At 49.9% G+C, this 19,682-nt stretch carries 18 protein-coding genes and 1 pseudogene; 15 read left to right on the top strand and 4 right to left on the bottom strand.

The genetic code is table 11. From position 1 onward, the window contains the following. The first annotated feature begins 5 nt into the window (after window positions 1–5). From ACTHUF_RS01595 to ACTHUF_RS01630, 8 genes are all read left to right on the top strand, one after another. Entirely contained in the window at window positions 6–443 is a 438-nt protein-coding gene (locus ACTHUF_RS01595; RefSeq protein WP_440406820.1) for an acyl-CoA thioesterase, read from the top strand. 103 nt (window positions 444–546) lie between these two features. Next, entirely contained in the window at window positions 547–1,926 is a 1,380-nt protein-coding gene (locus ACTHUF_RS01600; protein WP_314552480.1) for an MATE family efflux transporter, read from the top strand. A gap of 70 nt (window positions 1,927–1,996) precedes the next feature. After that, entirely contained in the window at window positions 1,997–3,037 is a 1,041-nt protein-coding gene (gene murB, locus ACTHUF_RS01605; RefSeq protein WP_314552479.1) for a UDP-N-acetylmuramate dehydrogenase, read from the top strand. Window positions 3,038–3,055: 18 nt separating this feature from the next. After that, the gene (locus ACTHUF_RS01610) at window positions 3,056–3,697 is read left to right on the top strand and encodes a TetR/AcrR family transcriptional regulator (RefSeq protein WP_004519965.1); all 642 of its coding nucleotides are present in this window, start codon (window positions 3,056–3,058) and stop codon (window positions 3,695–3,697) included. A gap of 89 nt (window positions 3,698–3,786) precedes the next feature. Next, complete coding sequence (locus ACTHUF_RS01615) at window positions 3,787–4,560, top strand: NAD-dependent epimerase/dehydratase family protein (RefSeq protein ID WP_440406822.1); 774 nt, start codon at window positions 3,787–3,789, stop codon at window positions 4,558–4,560. Between the two features lie 50 nt (window positions 4,561–4,610). Continuing rightward, window positions 4,611–5,183, top strand: a complete 573-nt coding sequence (locus ACTHUF_RS01620) for a ubiquinone biosynthesis accessory factor UbiJ (protein ID WP_440406824.1) — start codon at window positions 4,611–4,613, stop codon at window positions 5,181–5,183. A gap of 26 nt (window positions 5,184–5,209) precedes the next feature. Beyond that, window positions 5,210–6,100 carry an NAD(+) kinase gene (locus ACTHUF_RS01625; RefSeq protein WP_049322157.1) on the top strand — a complete coding sequence of 297 codons (891 nt, stop codon included), beginning with the start codon at window positions 5,210–5,212 and terminating at the stop codon, window positions 6,098–6,100. 26 nt (window positions 6,101–6,126) lie between these two features. After that, a complete protein-coding gene (locus tag ACTHUF_RS01630; protein WP_003746349.1) occupies window positions 6,127–6,432 on the top strand; it encodes a hypothetical protein in 306 nt (101 codons plus the stop codon). A 97-nt stretch (window positions 6,433–6,529) separates the two neighbouring features. On the opposite strand, the gene ACTHUF_RS01635 is transcribed toward ACTHUF_RS01630, so the two are convergent. From ACTHUF_RS01635 to ACTHUF_RS01650, 4 genes are all read right to left on the bottom strand, one after another. Then, the gene (locus ACTHUF_RS01635) at window positions 6,530–7,663 is read right to left on the bottom strand and encodes an AAA family ATPase (protein WP_315094397.1); all 1,134 of its coding nucleotides are present in this window, start codon (window positions 7,661–7,663) and stop codon (window positions 6,530–6,532) included. A gap of 32 nt (window positions 7,664–7,695) precedes the next feature. Continuing rightward, window positions 7,696–8,499 (bottom strand): RNA ligase family protein, encoded by an 804-nt coding sequence (locus tag ACTHUF_RS01640; RefSeq protein WP_315094395.1) that lies wholly within the window; start codon window positions 8,497–8,499, stop codon window positions 7,696–7,698. A gap of 59 nt (window positions 8,500–8,558) precedes the next feature. Next, window positions 8,559–9,860, bottom strand: coding sequence for a hemolysin family protein (locus ACTHUF_RS01645; protein WP_440406827.1), 1,302 nt, complete (start codon window positions 9,858–9,860; stop codon window positions 8,559–8,561). 99 nt (window positions 9,861–9,959) lie between these two features. Further along, the gene (locus ACTHUF_RS01650; protein WP_440406829.1) at window positions 9,960–11,267 is read right to left on the bottom strand and encodes a replication-associated recombination protein A; all 1,308 of its coding nucleotides are present in this window, start codon (window positions 11,265–11,267) and stop codon (window positions 9,960–9,962) included. Between the two features lie 151 nt (window positions 11,268–11,418). Between ACTHUF_RS01650 and ACTHUF_RS01655 the strand changes: the two genes are divergently transcribed. The 7 genes and pseudogenes from ACTHUF_RS01655 (at window position 11,419) to ACTHUF_RS01685 (ending at window position 19,568) form a co-directional block, all read left to right on the top strand. Next, a complete protein-coding gene (locus ACTHUF_RS01655) occupies window positions 11,419–11,793 on the top strand; it encodes a hypothetical protein (protein ID WP_315094390.1) in 375 nt (124 codons plus the stop codon). 86 nt (window positions 11,794–11,879) lie between these two features. Further along, complete coding sequence (thrC, locus tag ACTHUF_RS01660) at window positions 11,880–13,289, top strand: threonine synthase (RefSeq protein WP_070608769.1); 1,410 nt, start codon at window positions 11,880–11,882, stop codon at window positions 13,287–13,289. A gap of 228 nt (window positions 13,290–13,517) precedes the next feature. After that, the gene (gene msbA, locus ACTHUF_RS01665) at window positions 13,518–15,284 is read left to right on the top strand and encodes a lipid A export permease/ATP-binding protein MsbA (RefSeq protein ID WP_440406831.1); all 1,767 of its coding nucleotides are present in this window, start codon (window positions 13,518–13,520) and stop codon (window positions 15,282–15,284) included. Window positions 15,285–15,369: 85 nt separating this feature from the next. After that, complete coding sequence (locus tag ACTHUF_RS01670; RefSeq protein WP_101755163.1) at window positions 15,370–16,146, top strand: ferredoxin--NADP reductase; 777 nt, start codon at window positions 15,370–15,372, stop codon at window positions 16,144–16,146. 72 nt (window positions 16,147–16,218) lie between these two features. Beyond that, window positions 16,219–16,923 (top strand): annotated as a pseudogene (locus ACTHUF_RS01675) (uroporphyrinogen-III synthase); the annotation flags it as partial. Further along, complete coding sequence (locus tag ACTHUF_RS01680) at window positions 16,918–18,348, top strand: uroporphyrinogen-III C-methyltransferase (RefSeq protein ID WP_440407112.1); 1,431 nt, start codon at window positions 16,918–16,920, stop codon at window positions 18,346–18,348. The pseudogene ACTHUF_RS01675 and the gene ACTHUF_RS01680, both read left to right, overlap by 6 nt. Then, complete coding sequence (locus ACTHUF_RS01685) at window positions 18,345–19,568, top strand: heme biosynthesis protein HemY (protein WP_315094384.1); 1,224 nt, start codon at window positions 18,345–18,347, stop codon at window positions 19,566–19,568. Before ACTHUF_RS01680 ends, ACTHUF_RS01685 begins: the two co-directional genes overlap by 4 nt. Window positions 19,569–19,682 lie beyond the last annotated feature (114 nt).

Genomic DNA, 19,682 nt, shown 5'->3' on the forward strand with positions numbered 1-19,682 from the left:
AAACCATGAAAAAACACATCTACTGCCAATACAGCTTTGAAACCGAAGTTCCTTTTTTTGACGTAGATGCCATGCACATCGTGTGGCACGGCAACTATGTCAAATACCTTGAAACCGCACGTTGTGCTTTTTTGTCTTCCATCGGTTACGACTACAACGAAATGGGACGACAGGGGTACAGCTGGCCGATTGTACAGATGAACCTCAAATACATCCGCCCTGCCCGTTTCGGCCAAAAAATCCGCGTTGATATGGATATCGTTGAAATCGAAAGCTGCCTGCGTATCGATTACACCATTTACGATGTTAAAACCAATGAAAAACTGACCCGCGCTTCGACTACCCAAGCTGCGGTTTTGCTTTCAGACGGCCTGATGCAGTTTCAAACGCCGGACAGCTGGTTGGAAGCAGTAAAAAGACATCCGACATTTAAGGCCGTCTGAAAAATTTAACGATTAAACCAATCTTTGTCTGTGTACAAACATTACCCTTTATAATTTTAAATTTCCGTTTTCAGACGGCCTTTGTCTTCAAACCGCACACATTATGCTACTGAACCTCAACCGCTTTGCCTTTCCTGTTTTCTTAAAAGAAACCCGCCTGCTTACCGCCCTCGCCCTGCCTATGCTGTTGGCGCAAGTGGCGCAAGTGGGCATTGGTTTTGTCGATACGGTAATGGCCGGTGGTGCAGGCAAGGAAGATTTGGCCGCGGTGGCGCTGGGCAGCAGCGCGTTTTCTACGATTTACATTACCTTTATGGGCGTGATGGCGGCGTTGAACCCGATGATTGCCCAGTTGTACGGCGCAGGTAAAACCGAAGAAGTCGGCAAAACAGGAATGCAGGGCATTTGGTTTGGTTTGTGTTTGGGCGTATTCGGCATGCTGTTGATGTGGGCGATGATTACGCCGTTCCGTCATTGGCTGACTTTGAACGATTATGTCGAAGACACGATGGCGCAATATATGTTCTTCACCAGCTTGGCAATGCCGGCCGCCATGATACACCGCGCCTTGCACGCTTATGCCTCCAGCTTGAACCGTCCGCGCGTGATTATGTTGGTCAGCTTCGCGGCATTTGTGTTGAATGTGCCGCTGAACTATGTGTTCGTTTACGGTAAATTCGGTATGCCTGCTTTGGGCGGCGCAGGTTGCGGCGTGGCAACGGCGGCGGTATTTTGGTTCAGCGCATTGGCTTTGTGGCTTTATATCGCCAAAGAAAAATTCTTCCGCCCGTTTGGTTTGACGGCAAAAATCGGCAAACCCGATTTGACGGCTTTCAAACAGATTTGGAAAATCGGCGCCCCCATCGGCTTGTCTTATTTTCTAGAAGCCAGCGCGTTTTCGTTTATCGTCTTTTTGGTGGCGCCATTCGGCGAGGATTATGTCGCCGCGCAACAAGTCGTCATTAGCCTGTCGGGTATTTTGTATATGGTTCCGCAAAGCGTCGGCTCGGCAAGCACGGTACGCGTTGGCTTTTCGCTCGGGCGGCGCGATTTTTTGCGGGCGCGTTATATTTCAGGTGTGTCGCTGGTGTTGGGCTGGATGCTTGCTGCCTGCACCGCGCTGCTCTTGGTCATCTTTCGCTTTCAGTTGGCCGGTATGTACACCAACGATGCGGCCGTATTAGGCATTGCCGCGACCGTTTTATTTTTCGCCTCCCTATTCCAACTGGCAGACGCTACCCAATGTATCGCTTCATATGCGCTGCGCGGCTATAAAGTGACCAAAATGCCGATGTTCATCCATGCCGTGGCTTTCTGGGGTTGCGGCCTGTTGCCCGGCTACCTGCTTGCCTATCATGCCGATATGGGCATTTACGGCTTCTGGACCGCGCTGACCGTTTCGCTGACGATTGCCGCCATTGCATTGGTATGGTGCTTGGAGCTTTGCAGTAAAGAGAGGGTCAAATCGCATAAGGCCGTCTGAACAATACAAGCCGTCTTTCTCCACTGACTACGTCCTTTAATCAACGAATTCCTATTTTAAAGTTAAACCCATGCAACCCATCCAATACCAAACCGACCTTACCCCTTACAACACTTTCGGCCTCAAAGCCCAAGCCCAAGCATTTGTTGCACTCAAACATGCCGACGAGTTGCGCGACATCGTCCGGCTGCCCGAGTTCGACCGAGATACTGTTTTATGGCTCGGCGGCGGCAGCAATATCCTTTTGATGGAGGACTACGCCGGTCTGGTTGTGCATATGGAAAACAAGGGAATACGCGAAATTGAGCGTTCAGACGGCATGGTTTATATCGAAGCTCAGGCCGGGGAAATTTGGCATGATTTTGTTTTGCATACGGTTGGACTGGGTTTGAGCGGGCTGGAAAACCTCAGCCTGATTCCGGGTACGGTCGGCGCGTCTCCGGTACAAAACATCGGCGCATACGGCGTTGAAGTCAAAGATGTTATCCATAGCGTACGCTGCTTTGATTTGGATACGGAAACCTTTGTCGAGCTTTCCAATGCCGATTGCGATTTTGCTTATCGTGAAAGCCTGTTCAAACAGGAAGGCAAGGGACATTATGTGATTGTTTCGGTTGTATTTGCGTTGAAAGAGCATTTTGTGCCGAACTTGGGCTATGGCGATTTGGCGGCAGCGGTTGCCAAACTGAGCCAAGGCCGCGAGGCGACAGCCAAAGATGTTTCCGATGCAGTGTGTGCAATCCGCAACAGTAAACTGCCTAATCCTAACGTACTTGGTAATGTCGGTAGTTTCTTTAAAAACCCAGTTGTCAGTGCTGAAAAAGCAGCCGATTTGTTGCAGCAATACCCCAATATGCCACGCTATCCGCAGCCTGACGGTTCGGTCAAACTCGCGGCCGGCTGGCTGATTGACCAATGCCGTCTGAAAGGCCATCAGATCGGCGGTGCGGCCGTGCATGACAGACAGGCTTTGGTTTTAGTGAATAAAAACAACGCATCCGCGCAAGATGTCCACCAGCTGGCACAATATGTTTGTAATACAGTATTTACTCAATTTCAGGTAGAATTACACGCAGAACCCAACTGGCTGCCGACTTCATACAGCCTATAAAACAAAGGAGTGTATCCCATGCCGCGCATTGCTAAAGTCAACACTTACACACGAATCATCAATGCCAGCCTCGCCTTGTTCAACGAAGAAGGCGAGCGCAATATCAGCACCAACCACATTGCCGCCCATTTGGGCATCAGCCCGGGCAACCTCTACTACCATTTCCGCAACAAAGACGAAATCATCGTTCAATTGTTCAAACGTTACAGCGAGGCCCTGCTTGTCTACCTTAACGAGGCCGTGTTGCCGTCTAATGTGGAAGACTCCATCAACTACATGGCCGGTATTTATGATGTGATGTGGGAATACCGTTTCCTCTTCAGCGATGTGAACACCCTGCTTGCCCGCAGTGCCGAATTATTGGGCGAACACAATACCTTTACCCAAGCCAAAGTTTCCCCGCTATTGGTCAACCTGCTGACCCAGCTCAACGGCCTGAACATCATCAGCGCAGACCAAACCGCCATGAACGACCTTGCCGTCAATATGTGGATGGTAACGAAATACTGGTTCGACTTTGACAGCTCCCTGCGCGGCCGCGCCAAGTTGACCGAAGATTCCAAAGTACGGGGCATCAGCCGCACACTCAGCCTGTTGCGCCCTTACCTGCTGCCGGAACACCGTGCCGAATTCGACCAAAAAATCGGCAGCAACCATTAATTTTTCCATACAAAGGCCGTCTGAAAACGTGGCTTTAACCAAGTTAAAGCGATTTTCAGACGGCCTGTTAATTTTCGGATGCTTTATTTATGCACCTTCCCGATATTTCCATTCTCGGCTTAGGTTATCTCGGCCTACCGCTGGCGCAAAAATGTTATGAACAAGGCAGTCAGGTAGCCGCCATCAAACGCAACCTGACCTCCGACGACATCAATCTGCCGATTGAACTCGACATCATCGATTTGAATCAAGATGATATTTTTCACAGTTCGGCATTGTGGCAAAACCATATCAACAAGCCGACATGGTTCTGCCTGCTTCCGCCTTCATCATTAAACCATTACGCCAATACCCTGAAAAAATGGATTCAACTTGCCGAGCAATCTAAGGTACAACACATCATCTTTGCCAGCAGCACCAGCGTGTATGGCGACCAAGCACGCATATGCGATGAAACCACGCCGCCCGATCCGCAAACCGAATCCGCCCGTCAAATCCTCACAATCGAGCAAGCCTTGCTTGAAAGTGCCGTACCCCATATCGACATACTGCGACTGGGTGGACTTTATTCTGCCGACCGTCATCCCGTTACCAAGCTGGTTCAAAAAACACGCATTCAAGGCGGCAATCAACCCGTTAATATTCTTCATAAGGATCTTGCCGTCCAAGTCCTTTTTCAGACGGCCTGCCAAGCTGACGGCAAGCGTATCCGCAATATTGTCGAACCCCACCACCCAAGCCGGGCCGAATTTTATACCGCCGAAGCGGCCAAACTCGGCCTGCCGGCTCCAGATTTCATCATTGATGACAAAAGCAACGGCAAAATTGTAAATACCGTTTGCGCAGACGGGCTAAGCCTGTAAAATTGCGACTCAACCCATTAATCCGTTTCAGACGGCATTTAGAGTAAACCATGTCCGCCCTATTTCCCCTTATCAACCACCTGATACAGCAAAATCCAGAGCAACAGCGCGAGCTGTCTGAATTTGCAGGCAGCATCATCTGCATCAGCCTGACCGGTTTCAGACTGACCGGACGCATCAGCGAACAAGGTTTTCTTGAAACCGCAAACGACACCGCCGACACCAACATCACATTCCACAACAGCGCCATCCAAAAAATCCTCCAAGGAGGTCAGCCTGGCGTGGGCGACATCAGCCTCGAAGGCGACTTAGTATTGGGCATGTCCGTCCTTCCTATTTTGGGTGGACTGCGCTATTATCCGAGCGAAGATTTGGCGCGTGTATTCGGTCATGTGGCCGCAGAAAACATCAGCTCGCGTGCCGGCGACATCGGCCGCACCATGAAAAAAATCGGCAAAAGCATTGCCGAGCAAATCAGCGACTTTTCACGCGAACCCGAATCCCCTGTTATCGACCAAGCCACGCTTGCCGCATGGCTGGAAGAAGTGGACAAACTGCGTGACGACGTTGCCCGCCTAAACGAACGCCTCGACCGCCTCGAGCGCGATATCTGGATAGATTAAATACTTAATTTCAGACGGCCTATTACATGAAAAGCCCATTTAAAAACATCGGCATCGTTACGCGTCCCAATACGCCCGAAATTCAAGATACCGTCCACACATTGGTTTCTTTTCTGCGCGAAAACGGCTTCACCATCTATCTGGATGAATTGAGCGTAGAAGAACACTGCGTCTATATCCAAGATTCCGCCTACTGCGAAACCGTCAACAAAGCCCAGCTGGGCAAATACTGCGACCTCGTCATTGTGCTCGGTGGCGACGGTACCTTCCTCTCCGCCGCCCGCGAAGTCGCCCCACGCGCCGTCCCCATCATCGGCATCAATCAAGGCCATTTGGGCTTTCTCACCCAAATCTCACGCGACACCATGGTTGAAGGCATCCGCCCCGTACTGGAAGGCAAATATCTGCCCGAAGAACGCATCCTCATCGAAGCCAGCATTATTCGTGACGGCGAAACCATCGAACGCGCCCTCGCCCTCAACGACACCGTACTGTCTCGTGGCGGCGCAGGCCAAATGATTGAATTTGAAGTCTTTATCAATCAAGAATTTGTCTATACCCAACGTTCGGACGGCCTGATTATTTCCACGCCGACAGGTTCGACTGCTTACGCGCTTGCCGCCGGCGGCCCCATCATGCAGGCCGGTCTGCACGCCTTCACACTCGTGCCCATCTGCCCGCAATCCATGACCAACCGCCCGATTGCCATCCCTGACACCAGCGTGATTGAAATCCTCATTACCAAAAGCGGCGACGCACGCGCACATTTTGACGGACAATCCCATATCGACGTGCAAAACTTCGACCGCATCATCATCCGCCGCTATCACAATCCCTTGCGCGTCCTCCATCCCACCGATTACCAATACTTCAAAACCCTGCGCCAAAAGCTGCATTGGGGCGAACAATTGATTTAAACACCACTTCAATAAATAGGCTGACCATGAAAACCATTTCCCAAACCTTAATCATCGCGCTGTGCGCCCTTTCCTCCCTCTCCGTCTCCGCACACGGCATGCACAAAAGCAAACCCTTGTCCTTTGAAGAATTGCCGAAAATCTGCCAGCAATACTTTACCCGCGCAGATGCGTGTTACCAAAAAGCAGGCGATAAAGCATCGTTCCAACGCGATAACACAAAATACCTGCGCCAAATCCTGCCCGCCGCCGACGTAGGCCAACGTGAGCGCATGTGCCAAATTGCCATGGATACATTTGCCGAAAAAACAAAAGGCTTAAATTGCGAATAAAGACCTCTGTCTTAGCTCTAGCAATTTTTAATTTCATGAAAAGGCCGTCTGAAACATTGGATTGTTTCAGACGGCCTGATTACAAGGTTCTTACCTATTAAGAAGAAACCACAAAATCCACTGTATGCGCTTCACTGTAATCAGGGATTTCCAGCTTTTCTATCATGCGGTGCAACACATCATTCGGCACAGAATGTTCGCGGTTACGGTTTTGCGATAGTAATTGCGTGTAAGGCACTTCCAAATAAATGAGATGCACGCGTGCGCCGTAATCGGCAAACATCGGCAGCCATTTGCTGCGCAGGTCGCGGTTAAGATTGGTCGCATTGAAGACAAATGACGTACGGGCGCGTAGGTATTCTTTTGCCTGCTCCTTACCCAAACGCACGGCTTCGGCGGTATGTTTGGAATCTGCTGGATCAAGTTTGCGCTCACGGCGAATCTCATCCAGCGACAGCATGGGCAGATGGGCAAGATGTTGCCTGATGTAACTGTCTTTGCCGCTACCTGCTATGGCGCACATGGCGTACACATCAAAGGTCCGATCATCAAATGGCTGATAATCCGGCATTTTGCTACGGCCGTTAAGATAGAGATAGCGTCCGTAGTCGCTAGCGAACGTACGTGCCTTGCCCCAACAAGCATTTTCTTCACAGAGTTCACGAAACAAATCAATGCGCAGCAAAATATCCTGTTGGTCGCAACATATACGGCCTAAAACATCGGCTTTAGCAAGCATAGCAAGATACGCAGTGTTAACCTGCAAACTGGCCGCTATGACGGCTCGCTCAGGATTAGGCTTGTTAATTGCCCATAAAGGCAGTCCGTGCAGGCGCACGAGTTTGGCGATGGCTTCTCTTACGGCAAACGGAGCAGCAAGTTCGGTATACAGTAAAGTACGGGCGGTATGCTCGCCTTTTTTTGCGTGATGCGGCGAAACGATACGTTCTTTGCCGTTTTCAATTTCACACTTGGTCGTACTGCGTTTTTCTACGTCGTGCAGCATAGCGGCTGCAAACAAGATGTGTTGCTCCTGCTCGCCGAGTGCTTGAAACTCGGGCAGTTTCAAAAGGGCTTCGCACACCATTATGGTATGCGTAAATACATCGCCTTCGGCATGCCATTCAGGATCTTGGGGAACGTTTTTCATATCGGCAAACCAGCTGAAACGACGTTCTAAGGCTTGCCAATCAGGAAGTTGGCCGGGTATGTAATATGGGAATGTCCACATAATTGTCTTTCTTATTATTGGATAATTGGACTTCAGGCCGTCTGAAACTGCCAGCTTTGCCAATGGTATTTGTCGTAGTCGATAAGACGAGCAGGCTTCCAAGTTTTCGTCCAATGAACATCGGTTTTAACGTGTTTGGCTCGTACCAATTTGAAAAGGTTGTCGAATTCATTGGATTGAACAGATAGGTTGCCGTTGTTGGTGGCAAAATCAGCGGAGTTACGGATAACGAAACCTTCGCTGCATGCTGCTCCTGTATTCGGATCGTAGCCGCCAAGTTTGCCGGCAGTTTGTACGCTCTCCGTCCACGGTTCTCCCAAATTAACAGCCAGCCATTGCGCTAAAGCAGTATCTTCATTGGCGTATTTTTGAGTGAAATCTGCAAGCGGCTGCAAAATGGGAATTTCTGGCACAGTTGGAAAATCAAACAGCTGCGCATAAAATTTAACCTCTTCCCATGAAAGCCAATGTCCGCCACGGCGGACGGCGAATAGATAAAAATAGCTTTCCAGTTGAGAATAGGCAATCGAATGAATGCCGTACATATTCTCGCCAAAAAGTTCGAGATCGCCCAAATCATCTTTGATTTGCTGCCATCGTTGCAGCAAAGGTTTATCCCACGGATGCTGGGTAGGTGCAGTATGACTACGGGCATAGAGGCCGTGTGCGGCAAAGCAGTTGTTTTGTCCATCTAATTTTTCGGTTAAAACCAACTTCGGCAGCTCGGCAAAATATGAAAGGAAGCCACGCGGCATAAAGCGGTCGTCAGAGGTTGTGCCGAGGCTGATGGGCGCATGCAGGCTGCGGGCGTATTTTTGAGGTTCGTTAGTCGTCATAATATTTTTTCCTTTTTATTTATTTTTTAATTTTCTTGTCATGTATTCCCAGCAACCCGTTACATTTTCCCCACCATATTTCCTTGTTTTGAAACCAAAAGCTGGTCAATTTTCAAATTTTCAGTATCGATGATTTCAAACTTATAACCGGCATAAACCAGAAAATCCGTGCGCTTCGGGATTTTGCGCAGGGAATACATCATAAAGCCGGCGATGGTTTCGTAGTTTTCCGAATCGGGAAACTCTTCAATATCCAGCGCGCGCATCACGTCGGCGAGCGGGGTCGCGCCGTCCACCAGCCAGGTGTCTTCGGTGCGGCGGATGATTTGCGGCTCTTCTTCGGTATTGACCAGCTCGCCCATGACGATACTCATCACGTCTTTCAGCGTTACCACGCCGACCACCAGCGCATATTCGTTTACCACCACGGCAAAATCTTCGCCGGAAGTTTTGAAGGTTTCCAAGACATCGTAAAGCGACAGCGTGTCGGGGATGAACAAGGCTTTGCGCAACACGCGCTTGTCGGTCAAGCGGACATCTTTTTCTTTTAAAAACAAGGTCAGCAGCGTATGCGATTCGATGTAGCCGATGACGCGCTCCAAATCGCCGTCGCATACGAGGAATTTGTTGTGCGGTTTGTCGGACATCATTTCCAACACGGTATCGCTGTTGTCGTTTTTATCAAAATAGACAATGTATTCGCGCGTGCTCATGGTGGAAGTTACCTTACGCTCCTGCATATCGAAAATGTTTTCAATCAGATAGTGTTCTTGTTCTTTCAACACACCAGCCTGCGCACCGGCATCAACGACGGCGTAAATATCTTCCGAAGTCAGTTGCTCCTGACGGACGGTGGAAACTTTGAAGAGCTTGAATATTGCGTTTGCCAATCCGTCAAAAATCAAAATAAACGGCTTTAAGATAAAAATTAAAAACATCATCGGCCGTACAATGCGTACCGCCACCGCTTCAGGGTGGGTCATCGCCACGCGCTTGGGCATCAGGTCGGCAATCAGGATAAAGCTGCCTGTTACCAACGTAAATGTCAGCAGCGACGCAGCCGTACCGCCCCAACTGCCCGCATTTGCCAACAAGCCGTCAAAATAGGGGCGCACTGCTGCCTCGCCGACAATACCGGCAAGAATGGCGACGGCGTTCAAACCGATTTGGACGACGGTAATAAAACTGCCCGGTTGCTGCTGCATATTGAGCACGTCGAGCGCGCGCGTATCGCCGCCGTCTTTAGCCATGACCTGCAATTTGATTTTGCGCGCCGAAGCCAGCGCAAGTTCGGAGCAGGACACAAACGCGCTAATGACAATCAGCAGGCACAATAATAGTAAGGCTTCGAGAATATTCATGAAAAATTATATGTGGTATAGGTTGGAAACATTCAGACATCAAAGGCCGTCTGAAAAATTTAATTTATTCTGTGATTAATATTATGTATATTTATCGCTTCAATCATCTAAAGCATCTTCATCCAAAGATTTCAGCCATCTCAGCTTTTCGCCAATTTTGATTTCCAATCCGCGAGGGACGGGTTGGTAGAAGTTGGGTTCGTCCAAGCCGTCGGGCATATAGCTTTCGCCGGCGGCGTAGGCGTTTGGTTCGTCGTGGGCATGGCGGTATTCGCGTCCGTAACCCAATTCTTTCATCAACTTGGTCGGCGCATTGCGCAGGTGGACGGGCACTTCGTCGCTGGCGTTTTCTTTGACGAAACGGCGCATTTGGTTGTATGCCTTATAACCTGCGTTTGATTTGGCGGCGGCGGCAAGGTACAACACAGCTTGAGCCAAAGCAAGCTCCCCTTCCGGCGAGCCTAAGCGCTCATAAGTCACGGCGGCATCATTGGCAATCGTTAAGGCACGCGGATCGGCCAAGCCGATATCTTCCCATGCCATGCGGACAATGCGGCGGGCGAGATAGCGCGGGTCGGTGCCACCGTCGAGCATACGGCAAAACCAATACAGCGCGGCATTTGGATGCGAACCCCGCACGGATTTGTGCAATGCGGAAATTTGGTTGTAAAAACTCTCGCCGCCTTTGTCAAAACGGCGGATTTGCGCACCCAAACTATCGGCGAGGAATTCGGCAGTTAAGGTTTTCAGACGGCGTGTATCGGCGGCGCGTAAAAGCTGCTCAATCAAGTTCAACAATCTGCGTGCATCGCCATCGGCGGTATTCACAAGCAATTCTTGCGCATCCGCTTCAATCGTAAAGTCTTGGTATTCGGGCAAAGCCAATACTTTGGCAATCAGCTTTTTCAGGTCGTCTGAAGACAAGGATTGCAAGACATAAACCTGCGCCCTGCTGAGCAATGCCGGATTGACTTCAAATGACGGGTTTTCCGTGGTCGCGCCAATAAAGGTTAATAAGCCGCTTTCGACATAAGGCAAAAATGCGTCCTGTTGCGCTTTGTTGAAGCGGTGTACCTCGTCAACAAACAAAATCGTCGCTCGCCCTTGTTGCAAGGCAATTTCAGCCTTTTCAATGGCCTCGCGTATGTCTTTCACACCTGAAAATACGGCGGAAACAGGCAGAAACTGCGCATTGAAACTCTGCGCCAAAATCCGTGCCAGCGTGGTTTTGCCTACACCCGGCGGCCCCCACAGCAACATAGAATGCGGCTTTCCACCTTCCACCGCCACGCGCAAAGGTTTACCCTCGCCGATTAAGTGCTGCTGCCCGATGACATCATCTAAAGAATGCGGGCGCAGGCGTTCGGCTAAAGGGGCTTCGGGTTGGCGTGCAAAAAGGTCGGACATAGCGGCTTTCGTGCTGATTGATTGAAAAGAAAACTCGCTAGCATTATACGGTAGTTTCGCAAACACACATATCGGGCCGCATTACGGTATAATACATACTATTTTGAGAATTCTTCGGACGTTTCAGACGGCCTTGTTTACAGGAAACATCATGACTTCAAGAGCTCTTTTGGCAGCTGTTACATCAGCTTTCTTATTGGGTGCATGCGCTACCGGCGGCGACTCTTTCGGCGGTTTGGGCAGCGGTACGGGTATCGGCAGCAGCGTAGTGAAAATGGCGGTAGACAGCCAATGCCGTACCGAATTAAACAAACGTAACGAATGGCGCGTCATTGCTTTGGCCATGAGTGCGGAAAAACAAGCCGAATGGGAAAATAAAATCTGTAGCTGTGCCAGCGAAGAAGCACCAAACCAATTGACTGCAACTGAAATGATGCAGGTATTGAGTCCGGCAACCCGCGAACAGGCCATTGCTTCCGTTACCGCAAAAACGGTTACCGCCTGCTTCAAACGACTCTACAAATAATCGTTCAGACGGCCTTTTTTCACATCAAGGCCGTCTGAATTCGTTTTGACTTTCTATTTGAATTTTAAATACATAGAGAAGAAACCATGAAATACATCAGCACCCGCGGTGCGACCGCACGCAAGCAATTTAGCGAAGTTTTATTGATGGGTTTGGCTCCTGACGGCGGTTTGATGCTGCCTGAGCAATACCCTCAAATCGACCGTGCTACTTTAGACCAATGGCGCACACTCAGCTACCCCGAGCTGGCGTTTGAAGTCATGAGTCTGTTTGCCACCGACATCCCTGCTGATGATTTACGCGACATCATCAACCGCACCTACACCGAAGAAGTATTCGGTACCAAAGCCATCACGCCGGTGCGCACACTTTCAGACGGCATCAAAATCCAAGCCCTTTCCAACGGCCCGACTTTGGCATTCAAAGACATGGCCATGCAATTCTTGGGTAATGCGTTTGAATATGTATTGAATAAAGAAGGCAAAGAACTCAATATCTTGGGTGCCACCAGCGGAGATACCGGCTCTGCCGCCGAATACGCCCTGCGCGGTAAAAAAGGCGTCAACGTCTTCATGCTGTCTCCGGAAGGCAAAATGAGCGCATTCCAACGCGCACAAATGTTCAGCCTGCAAGATGCCAACATCCACAACATCGCTGTTGAAGGCATGTTTGACGACTGCCAAGACATCGTCAAAGCCGTACAAAACGATGCCGAATTCAAAGCCAAATATCATATCGGCACAGTCAATTCCATCAACTGGGGCCGTATCGTCGCCCAAGTCGTGTACTACTTCGCCGGTTATTTCAACGCCACATCAAGCAATGACGAAAAAGTCAGCTTCTGCGTACCAAGCGGCAACTTCGGCAATGTCTGCGCCGGCCATATCGCCCGCCAAATGGGCTTGCCCATCCACCGCTTGATTGTCGCCACCAACGAAAACGACGTATTGGACGAATTTTTCAAAACCGGCGCATACCGCCCGCGCAACAGCGAACATACCCACGTCACTTCCAGCCCGTCTATGGATATTTCCAAAGCCTCCAACTTCGAGCGTTTTGTGTTTGACTTGATGGACCGCGATGCAGACGAAATCAAAACCTTATGGGCTGAAGTAGGCTCCGGCAAAGGTTTCAATTTGGAATTTGCCTTAAACAAAGTACATCAACAATATGGCTTTGTTTCCGGCAAATCGACCCATGCCAACCGCCTTGCCACCATCAAACAGGTTTACGAACAAGACCGTGAATTGATTGATCCGCATACAGCCGATGGCGTCAAAGTAGCGCGTGAAGTTCGCGAAGCCGGCGAAACCATTGTCTGCCTCGAAACCGCATTGGCTGCCAAATTTGAAGCCACCATCCATGAGGCTGTCGGCGAAGTTTCCATCCCCCGTCCGGCCGCATTGGAAGGCTTGGAAAACCTGCCGCAACGTGTCCGTGTTGTCCCTAATAATGCAACGGCAGTGAAAGACATCATTAAGGAAGCCCTGGCTTAACCGGCCGTCCTTGACGACTGAAGAGGCCGTCTGAAACTTTTTCAGACGGCCACAACCGATATTTGAGAAGTGGGTAACATTATTGCCAAACCCACCACACCGCAGTCGTTCCTAATATAAAATCAAGGCGTTAAAACAATACCAACTCCTTTTGACTTTCAATTGCAAACATTGTAATGACAGATATTTTCGTTTAGAATTGCATGTTTGCTCTAAATCTGGATTGATATGCAGACAACACAAGCCACATCCAACTGGGAGCTGTACAAGCGTTTGCTTGGATATTTAAAAAGCTATTGGAAGATGTTTATCGTCTCCGTAGTGGCCATGCTGATTGTCGCCGGTACGATGCCGGCTTTCGGTTACTTGCTTAAACCTTTGATCAATGAAGGTTTTGTCGATAAAAACATGAAAAGCATGTCATGGTTGCCGCTGGCAATTGTGGCGCTGTTTTTCGTTCGCGGCCTGTTCAACTTCATTAACGAATATTGCACGACTTATCTGTCCAGCCACTTGGTGCAGCGCTTGCGCGGTGAAATGTTCAACAAAATGATGCACCTGCCGACTTCGTATTTCAGCAGCAATACCGGCGGTCGTTTGATGTCTCGTATCTTGAACGACGTCAATCAAATTACCGATGCAGGGTTCAACGTCATTACCGTGATTGCTAAAGACGGCGTGAGCGTAGTCGGCCTATTGGGCTTACTGACTTATCTGAACTGGCGTTTGACCCTGATTACTTTTATCATCTTGCCAGTTGTTGCTGTATGTATCCAAACAGTCAGCAAACGCCTGCGCAAACTGTCTGCTAACAACCAAATTTATCTTGGCCAGCTAATGCAGGTCTTGGGCGAAAGCATTAATGGTGAACGCGTTGTGAAAATCTATGGCGGTCAAGATTATGAAAATCGCCGCTTCAACCGTATTGCCGACGATGTGCGCCGCAACCTGCTAAAACAGGTTTCTGCCAGCTCTGCCGGTACCGGCATTACCCAATTAATGGCTTCGGTTGCACTGGCTGCGATTATTTATGCAGCCGCACGCCAAGCAGGGCTTTCCGGCTTCAGTGCAGGCGATTTTATGTCGTTTTTGTCCAGCATGATCATGATGTTTGACCCCATCAAACGCATGACCGGCGTGATGCAGTCCCTGCAACGCGGTTTAGCGGCGGCTGAAAGCGTCTTCACCTTTTTGGATCAACCCGAAGAAAGCAACGAAGGCAAACAGATTCTCAGCCCAAACCCTGGCGATATCGAATTTTGCGATGTTGTACACCGCTATTCTGAAGCCGAACGCAACAGCTTGAACCACATCAACCTGCTTGTCCCACAAGGCAAAGTGACTGCATTGGTCGGCGCATCGGGTTGCGGCAAAACCACCTTGGCCAATATGTTGCCGCGCTTCCTCAATCCGGATGAAGGCAAGGTTTTAATTGGCGGCGTCAACGTCAATGAATATACGCTCGAAAGCCTGCGCAGCCGCATGGCATTCGTCAGCCAAAACGTTGTCCTGTTTAATGGTACGATTGCTGAAAACATTGCCTATGCACAAGCTGATAAATTCAGCGAAGAAGAAATTATTAATGCCGCAAAAGCAGCCAATGCTTGGGAATTTATCCAAAAAATGCCGCAAGGCCTGCACACTGAAGTTGGCGAAAACGGTTTAAAACTGTCCGGCGGCCAACGTCAACGCCTCGCCATTGCGCGTGCGCTTTTGAAAAATGCGCCGATTTTAATTTTGGACGAAGCCACCAGCGCATTGGATAATGAATCTGAACGTTTGGTGCAAACCGCATTGGAAAATCTGATGCAAAACCGTACCACATTGGTGATTGCCCACCGACTTTCGACCATCGAAAAAGCCGACAACATCGTTGTTATGCATGAAGGCAATGTCGTAGAACAAGGCACTCATCATGAATTGATTAGCGCAGGCGGACGCTATGCCGACCTGCACAGCCTCAGCGAAAAATCAGCCAAACCGGCAAGCAAGTAGCTGAACACCATATTCAATTCTTTTTATTAACCTCGGCCGTCCCGACCTATCCTTTTCAGACGGCCTTATCCGACAGGAAATATCAATGGCAGCATTCAACACCCAGAAAGTCTTGTCCGTACACCACTGGACCGACGCTTACTTCACTTTCACCTGTACCCGTGACGAATCTTTGCGCTTTGAAAACGGCCAGTTCGTCATGGTCGGCCTGATGGTTGACGGCAAACCGCTGATGCGCGCATACAGCGTGGCTTCTGCCAACTGGGAAGAGCATCTGGAATTTTTCAGTATTAAAGTACAAGACGGCCCATTGACTAGCCGCCTGCAACACCTTAAAGTCGGCGACGATGTCCTCATCAGTAAAAAACCGACCGGCACATTGGTTGCCGGCGACCTGAATCCAGGCAAACACCTCTACCTCTTGAGCACCGGTACCGGCATCGCACCTTTCTTGAGCATTACCAAAGACCCTGAAATTTACGAGCAATTCGAAAAAATCATCTTGGTTCACGGCGTACGCTACAAAAAAGACTTGGCATACTACGACCGCTTCACCAAAGAATTGCCCGAACACGAATACTTGGGCGACTTGGTTAAAGAAAAACTGATTTACTACCCGATTGTTTCACGCGAAGAATATGTACACCAAGGCCGTCTGACCGATTTAATGCGCAGCGGCAAACTCTTCGAAGACATTGGCCTGCCTAAAATCAATCCGCAAGACGACCGCGCCATGTTGTGCGGCAGCCCTGCTATGTTGAAAGACACCTGCAACGTCTTGGACGAATTCGGCCTGACCGTTTCTCCAAAAACCGGTGTCCGCGGCGACTACCTGATTGAGCGCGCATTCGTCGATCAATAACGTATCCCCGGCAGCAGGCCGTCTGAAGCCCTTCTTTCAGACGGCCTAAACCTTAATAATTTATCCCACATTATGCCTACTCTACTCATCATCCGTCCGTCCAACCGTCCACAGCAAGATATCCAAACCTGCCATGCAGCCGGTTGGCAGGCTCAGGTATTGAGTCCGATTGAAATAGAGGCGGATCTTTCGGCACTAAACAAACTTCCCGAACAATTCAAGCAAGCCGATGTCGTGTTTTGGGTCAGCCCCACCGCTATTGAAACCGCAGCGCCGCACTTGAATTTTTCAGACGGACCCAAAGCACACATTACCGTCGGCCAAACCAGCCAACATACTTTGGCACAATTCTCCCCCTATCCCGTATTCTCTCCCGAAGATGGCAACGACAGCGAAGCCGTCTTGAGAATGCCTATTTGGAAAAACCTGCCACCCAATGCCCGAGTTTTAATCATTCGAGGTCATGGCGGCCGTGATTTTCTAGCAGACAAACTGACTGAACTGGGTTTCCAAATCGACATCGCCGAAATCTATTTCAGACGGCCACACGCCATCGATTGGCAGCACTTTAAAACCGAAGACATCGCCGCCGCCTACATCACATCCGGTGAACTCGCACGCGAATTTTTCCATCAGATTCCGCCGCAATTTTCCCGATTCTTCGAATCCTTGCTATACTTTACCCATCATCCGCGCATTTCCGATGCGCTTCGCATCGTCGGTGCCAAACATGTAGAAACCGTCACTTCTCTATCCGCTGCACTTTCATCCATGTCACAAAGGAGCCAAGCAGTGAACCAAGTCGAAGACAATAAAGATACCCAACAAGTTGCCAATACGGTAGCTCCGGCGCCTGAAGGTTCTGAAAACACCAGGCCGTCTGAACAAATCAAACCTACCCAACCTCAGCAAGTGGAGGCGAGCATGCCCGAGTCCAACAATCTCCCACAAAACAACGCCCCTGTTATCATCAAACAATCTGGCGGCAAAGCCTTGGCCGCAGGTGCAACCGTCTTGGCACTGCTAGGCCTAGGCGCGAGCGGATTCCTGTTTGTACAGGGTCAAAATGTTTTAAAAAACCAAGAGCTCGAATTCAACCAAAAAATCGACAAAGCCGCGTTAGGTGAATCTGAAAACGCCAGCCTTTTAAAAGACAGCCTCAACCGCCAAACCGCTATTCAGGCCGAGTTAGACCGCCTGAACAACGGTCAAAAAAACAATAGCGATCAAATCCTGCAAACGCAGAAAGCTTATCAAGAGTTACTCAAAGGCCGTATCAACTGGCTGGTTGACGAAGCCGAATCCATGCTGAACACTGCTTCGCAACAATTGATGCTGTCAGGCAACCTCCAAGGCGCGGTCAGCGTATTGGAGCACATCGACAGCCGCTTAAGCCGTTTTGAACAGCCTGAGCTTATCCCCGTCAAGCAAGCCATCAGCAATGATTTGGCCGCGCTGAAAAACCGTCCTTATGTCGATATTTCCGCAACTGCCTTGCGTATCGACCGCTTGGAAACCGGTATTTCCGGCCTGCCTTTGGTTTTGGACGGCGTATTGAAACCGGGTGCTGCGCCTGTCGAAGCCACTAATTCAGGAACTTGGTGGGAAAACACATGGGAAAAATCCATCAATGCCCTCAAAGGCTTGGTTGAAGTCCGTCATCTGGACAGCAACGATGCCATGTTGATTTCGCCCGAACAAACCTACTTCATCCGTGAAAACCTGCGCCTGCGCCTTTTGGATGCGCGCATTGCCCTGTTGCAACACAACGGCGAAGTGTATCAAAGCGATTTGAACAACGTTGAAGCAACCGTGAAGCAATACTTCGACAGCAAATCCCCTGCTACGCAGTCATGGTTGAAAGAGTTGGCCGAACTCAAAGCCCTTGATGTCCGCATGATTTCGGACGACAGCCTGAAAGCCAGCTTGAGTGCCGTTCGCGCTTATCAAGAAGGTTCTCGTACACAAATGACGACCGAAGAAGCTGCACAAACCCAAGCTACCGAGAAAACCGCTTCCGCTTCCGCTCCGGCTGCAGTTACCGAACAAGCCACAACTTCCGCACCGGCTGCCGCTTCCGCTCCTCAGTCTTTGGAAGCACCTGCATTGCCGTCTGAAAACAAAAAAGAACCGGCCGCCGAAGCTGCCAAACCACAAAACCAAACCAAGCCTGCTGCCAAAATTAAAGGAGAGCAAGCATGAAAACCGTCGTTTGGATTGTCATTCTGTTTGCCGCCGCCGTCGGTTTAGCGTTGGCTTCCGGCATTTATACCGGTAACGTGTACGTTGTGGTTGAGCAAACCATGCTGCGTATCAATCTGCATGCCTTTGTTTTAGGCCTGCTGTTGAGCGTATTCGTCTTGTATTTCCTGATTAAATTCGTGTTCGGCCTCTTGAACATTCCGGCGCGTATGCAACGCTTCGGCATTGCCCGCAAAGGCCGTCAGGCTTCTGCCTCTTTGAACAGCGCAGGTCTGGCATATTTTGAAGGCCGCTTTGAAAAAGCCGAACAAGAAGCCGCCAAAGTCTTGCAAAACAAAGAAGCAGGCGACAACCGCACCCTGGCTTTGATGTTGGGCGCGCACGCGGCCGACCAAATGGAAAACTTCGAATTGCGCGACCGCTACCTGCACGAAATCGAACACCTGCCACAAAAACAACAGCTTTCCCGTCATCTTTTGCTGGCCGAATCTGCACTGAGCCGCCGCGATTATCCGACTGCCGCACAAAACCTTGAAGCCGCAGCAAAAATTAATAGCAACTTAAGCCGCCTGGTCCGCCTGCAATTACGTTATGCCTTTGATCATGGCGATGCTGCAGATGTCTTGGCAAAAGCGGAAAAACTGGTTAAAGCCGGCGCCATCAACGATTACGAAGCCGAACAGTATCAAAATTGGGCATATCGCCGCCTCTTAAGCGAAGTAACCGATGCAGGCCGTCTGAAAGCCTGTTTGAAACAGATTCCCGAAAACGTGAAATCTGGCGAATTATGCGTCGCGATAGCCGAAAAATACGAACGTTTGGGCTTGTATGCCGAAGCGGTCAAATGGGTAAAAACCCATTATCCGCAAAACCGCCAGCCCGAGCTTTTGGAAGCATTTGTCGAATCCGTGCGTTTCCTAAGCGAGCGCGACCAGCAAAAAGCCATCGATTTGGCAGATTCTTGGTTGGAGGAACAACCGGACAATGCGCTACTGTTGATGTATCTCGGCCAACTGGCTTACGGCCGCAAACTTTGGGGCAAAGCCCAAGGCTACCTCGAAGCCAGCATCGCCCTGCAACCCAGCGTATCTGCGCATTTGGTCTTGGCCCGCGTGTTTGATGAAACCGATCAGCCGCAAAAAGCGCAAGAACAACGCAATCTGGTTTTGGAAAGCGTGGCCGAGGAAGAACATCCGACAGCCCTTCCTCAACCCAATTGATGTGCCGGCTTCGCATTAATAACTCATGAAATCTTTCATACCAGTTTCTATTTAATTATTTCAGACGGCCTGAATAAACAACTAAGGCCGTCTGAACTTTGTTCCAACATACCA

The sequence above is a fragment of the Neisseria sp. P0024.S006 genome (assembly GCF_051956595.1).
Taxonomy (GTDB): Bacteria; Pseudomonadota; Gammaproteobacteria; order Burkholderiales; family Neisseriaceae; genus Neisseria.

What these genes read in the sequence shown, in the direction of transcription:
- thrC (WP_070608769.1), top strand. Translation starts at nt 11,880, where the DNA reads ATGAAATACATCAGCACCCGCGGTGCGACCGCACGCAAGCAATTTAGC.
- ACTHUF_RS01595 (WP_440406820.1), top strand. Translation starts at nt 6, where the DNA reads ATGAAAAAACACATCTACTGCCAATACAGCTTTGAAACCGAAGTTCCT.
- ACTHUF_RS01620 (WP_440406824.1), top strand. Translation starts at nt 4,611, where the DNA reads ATGTCCGCCCTATTTCCCCTTATCAACCACCTGATACAGCAAAATCCA.
- murB (WP_314552479.1), top strand. Translation starts at nt 1,997, where the DNA reads ATGCAACCCATCCAATACCAAACCGACCTTACCCCTTACAACACTTTC.
- ACTHUF_RS01600 (WP_314552480.1), top strand. Translation starts at nt 547, where the DNA reads ATGCTACTGAACCTCAACCGCTTTGCCTTTCCTGTTTTCTTAAAAGAA.
- ACTHUF_RS01630 (WP_003746349.1), top strand. Translation starts at nt 6,127, where the DNA reads ATGAAAACCATTTCCCAAACCTTAATCATCGCGCTGTGCGCCCTTTCC.
- ACTHUF_RS01670 (WP_101755163.1), top strand. Translation starts at nt 15,370, where the DNA reads ATGGCAGCATTCAACACCCAGAAAGTCTTGTCCGTACACCACTGGACC.
- ACTHUF_RS01625 (WP_049322157.1), top strand. Translation starts at nt 5,210, where the DNA reads ATGAAAAGCCCATTTAAAAACATCGGCATCGTTACGCGTCCCAATACG.
- ACTHUF_RS01655 (WP_315094390.1), top strand. Translation starts at nt 11,419, where the DNA reads ATGACTTCAAGAGCTCTTTTGGCAGCTGTTACATCAGCTTTCTTATTG.
- ACTHUF_RS01685 (WP_315094384.1), top strand. Translation starts at nt 18,345, where the DNA reads ATGAAAACCGTCGTTTGGATTGTCATTCTGTTTGCCGCCGCCGTCGGT.
- ACTHUF_RS01635 (WP_315094397.1), bottom strand. Translation starts at nt 7,663, where the DNA reads ATGTGGACATTCCCATATTACATACCCGGCCAACTTCCTGATTGGCAA.
- ACTHUF_RS01645 (WP_440406827.1), bottom strand. Translation starts at nt 9,860, where the DNA reads ATGAATATTCTCGAAGCCTTACTATTATTGTGCCTGCTGATTGTCATT.
- ACTHUF_RS01680 (WP_440407112.1), top strand. Translation starts at nt 16,918, where the DNA reads ATGTCACAAAGGAGCCAAGCAGTGAACCAAGTCGAAGACAATAAAGAT.
- ACTHUF_RS01610 (WP_004519965.1), top strand. Translation starts at nt 3,056, where the DNA reads ATGCCGCGCATTGCTAAAGTCAACACTTACACACGAATCATCAATGCC.
- ACTHUF_RS01640 (WP_315094395.1), bottom strand. Translation starts at nt 8,499, where the DNA reads ATGACGACTAACGAACCTCAAAAATACGCCCGCAGCCTGCATGCGCCC.
- msbA (WP_440406831.1), top strand. Translation starts at nt 13,518, where the DNA reads ATGCAGACAACACAAGCCACATCCAACTGGGAGCTGTACAAGCGTTTG.
- ACTHUF_RS01650 (WP_440406829.1), bottom strand. Translation starts at nt 11,267, where the DNA reads ATGTCCGACCTTTTTGCACGCCAACCCGAAGCCCCTTTAGCCGAACGC.
- ACTHUF_RS01615 (WP_440406822.1), top strand. Translation starts at nt 3,787, where the DNA reads ATGCACCTTCCCGATATTTCCATTCTCGGCTTAGGTTATCTCGGCCTA.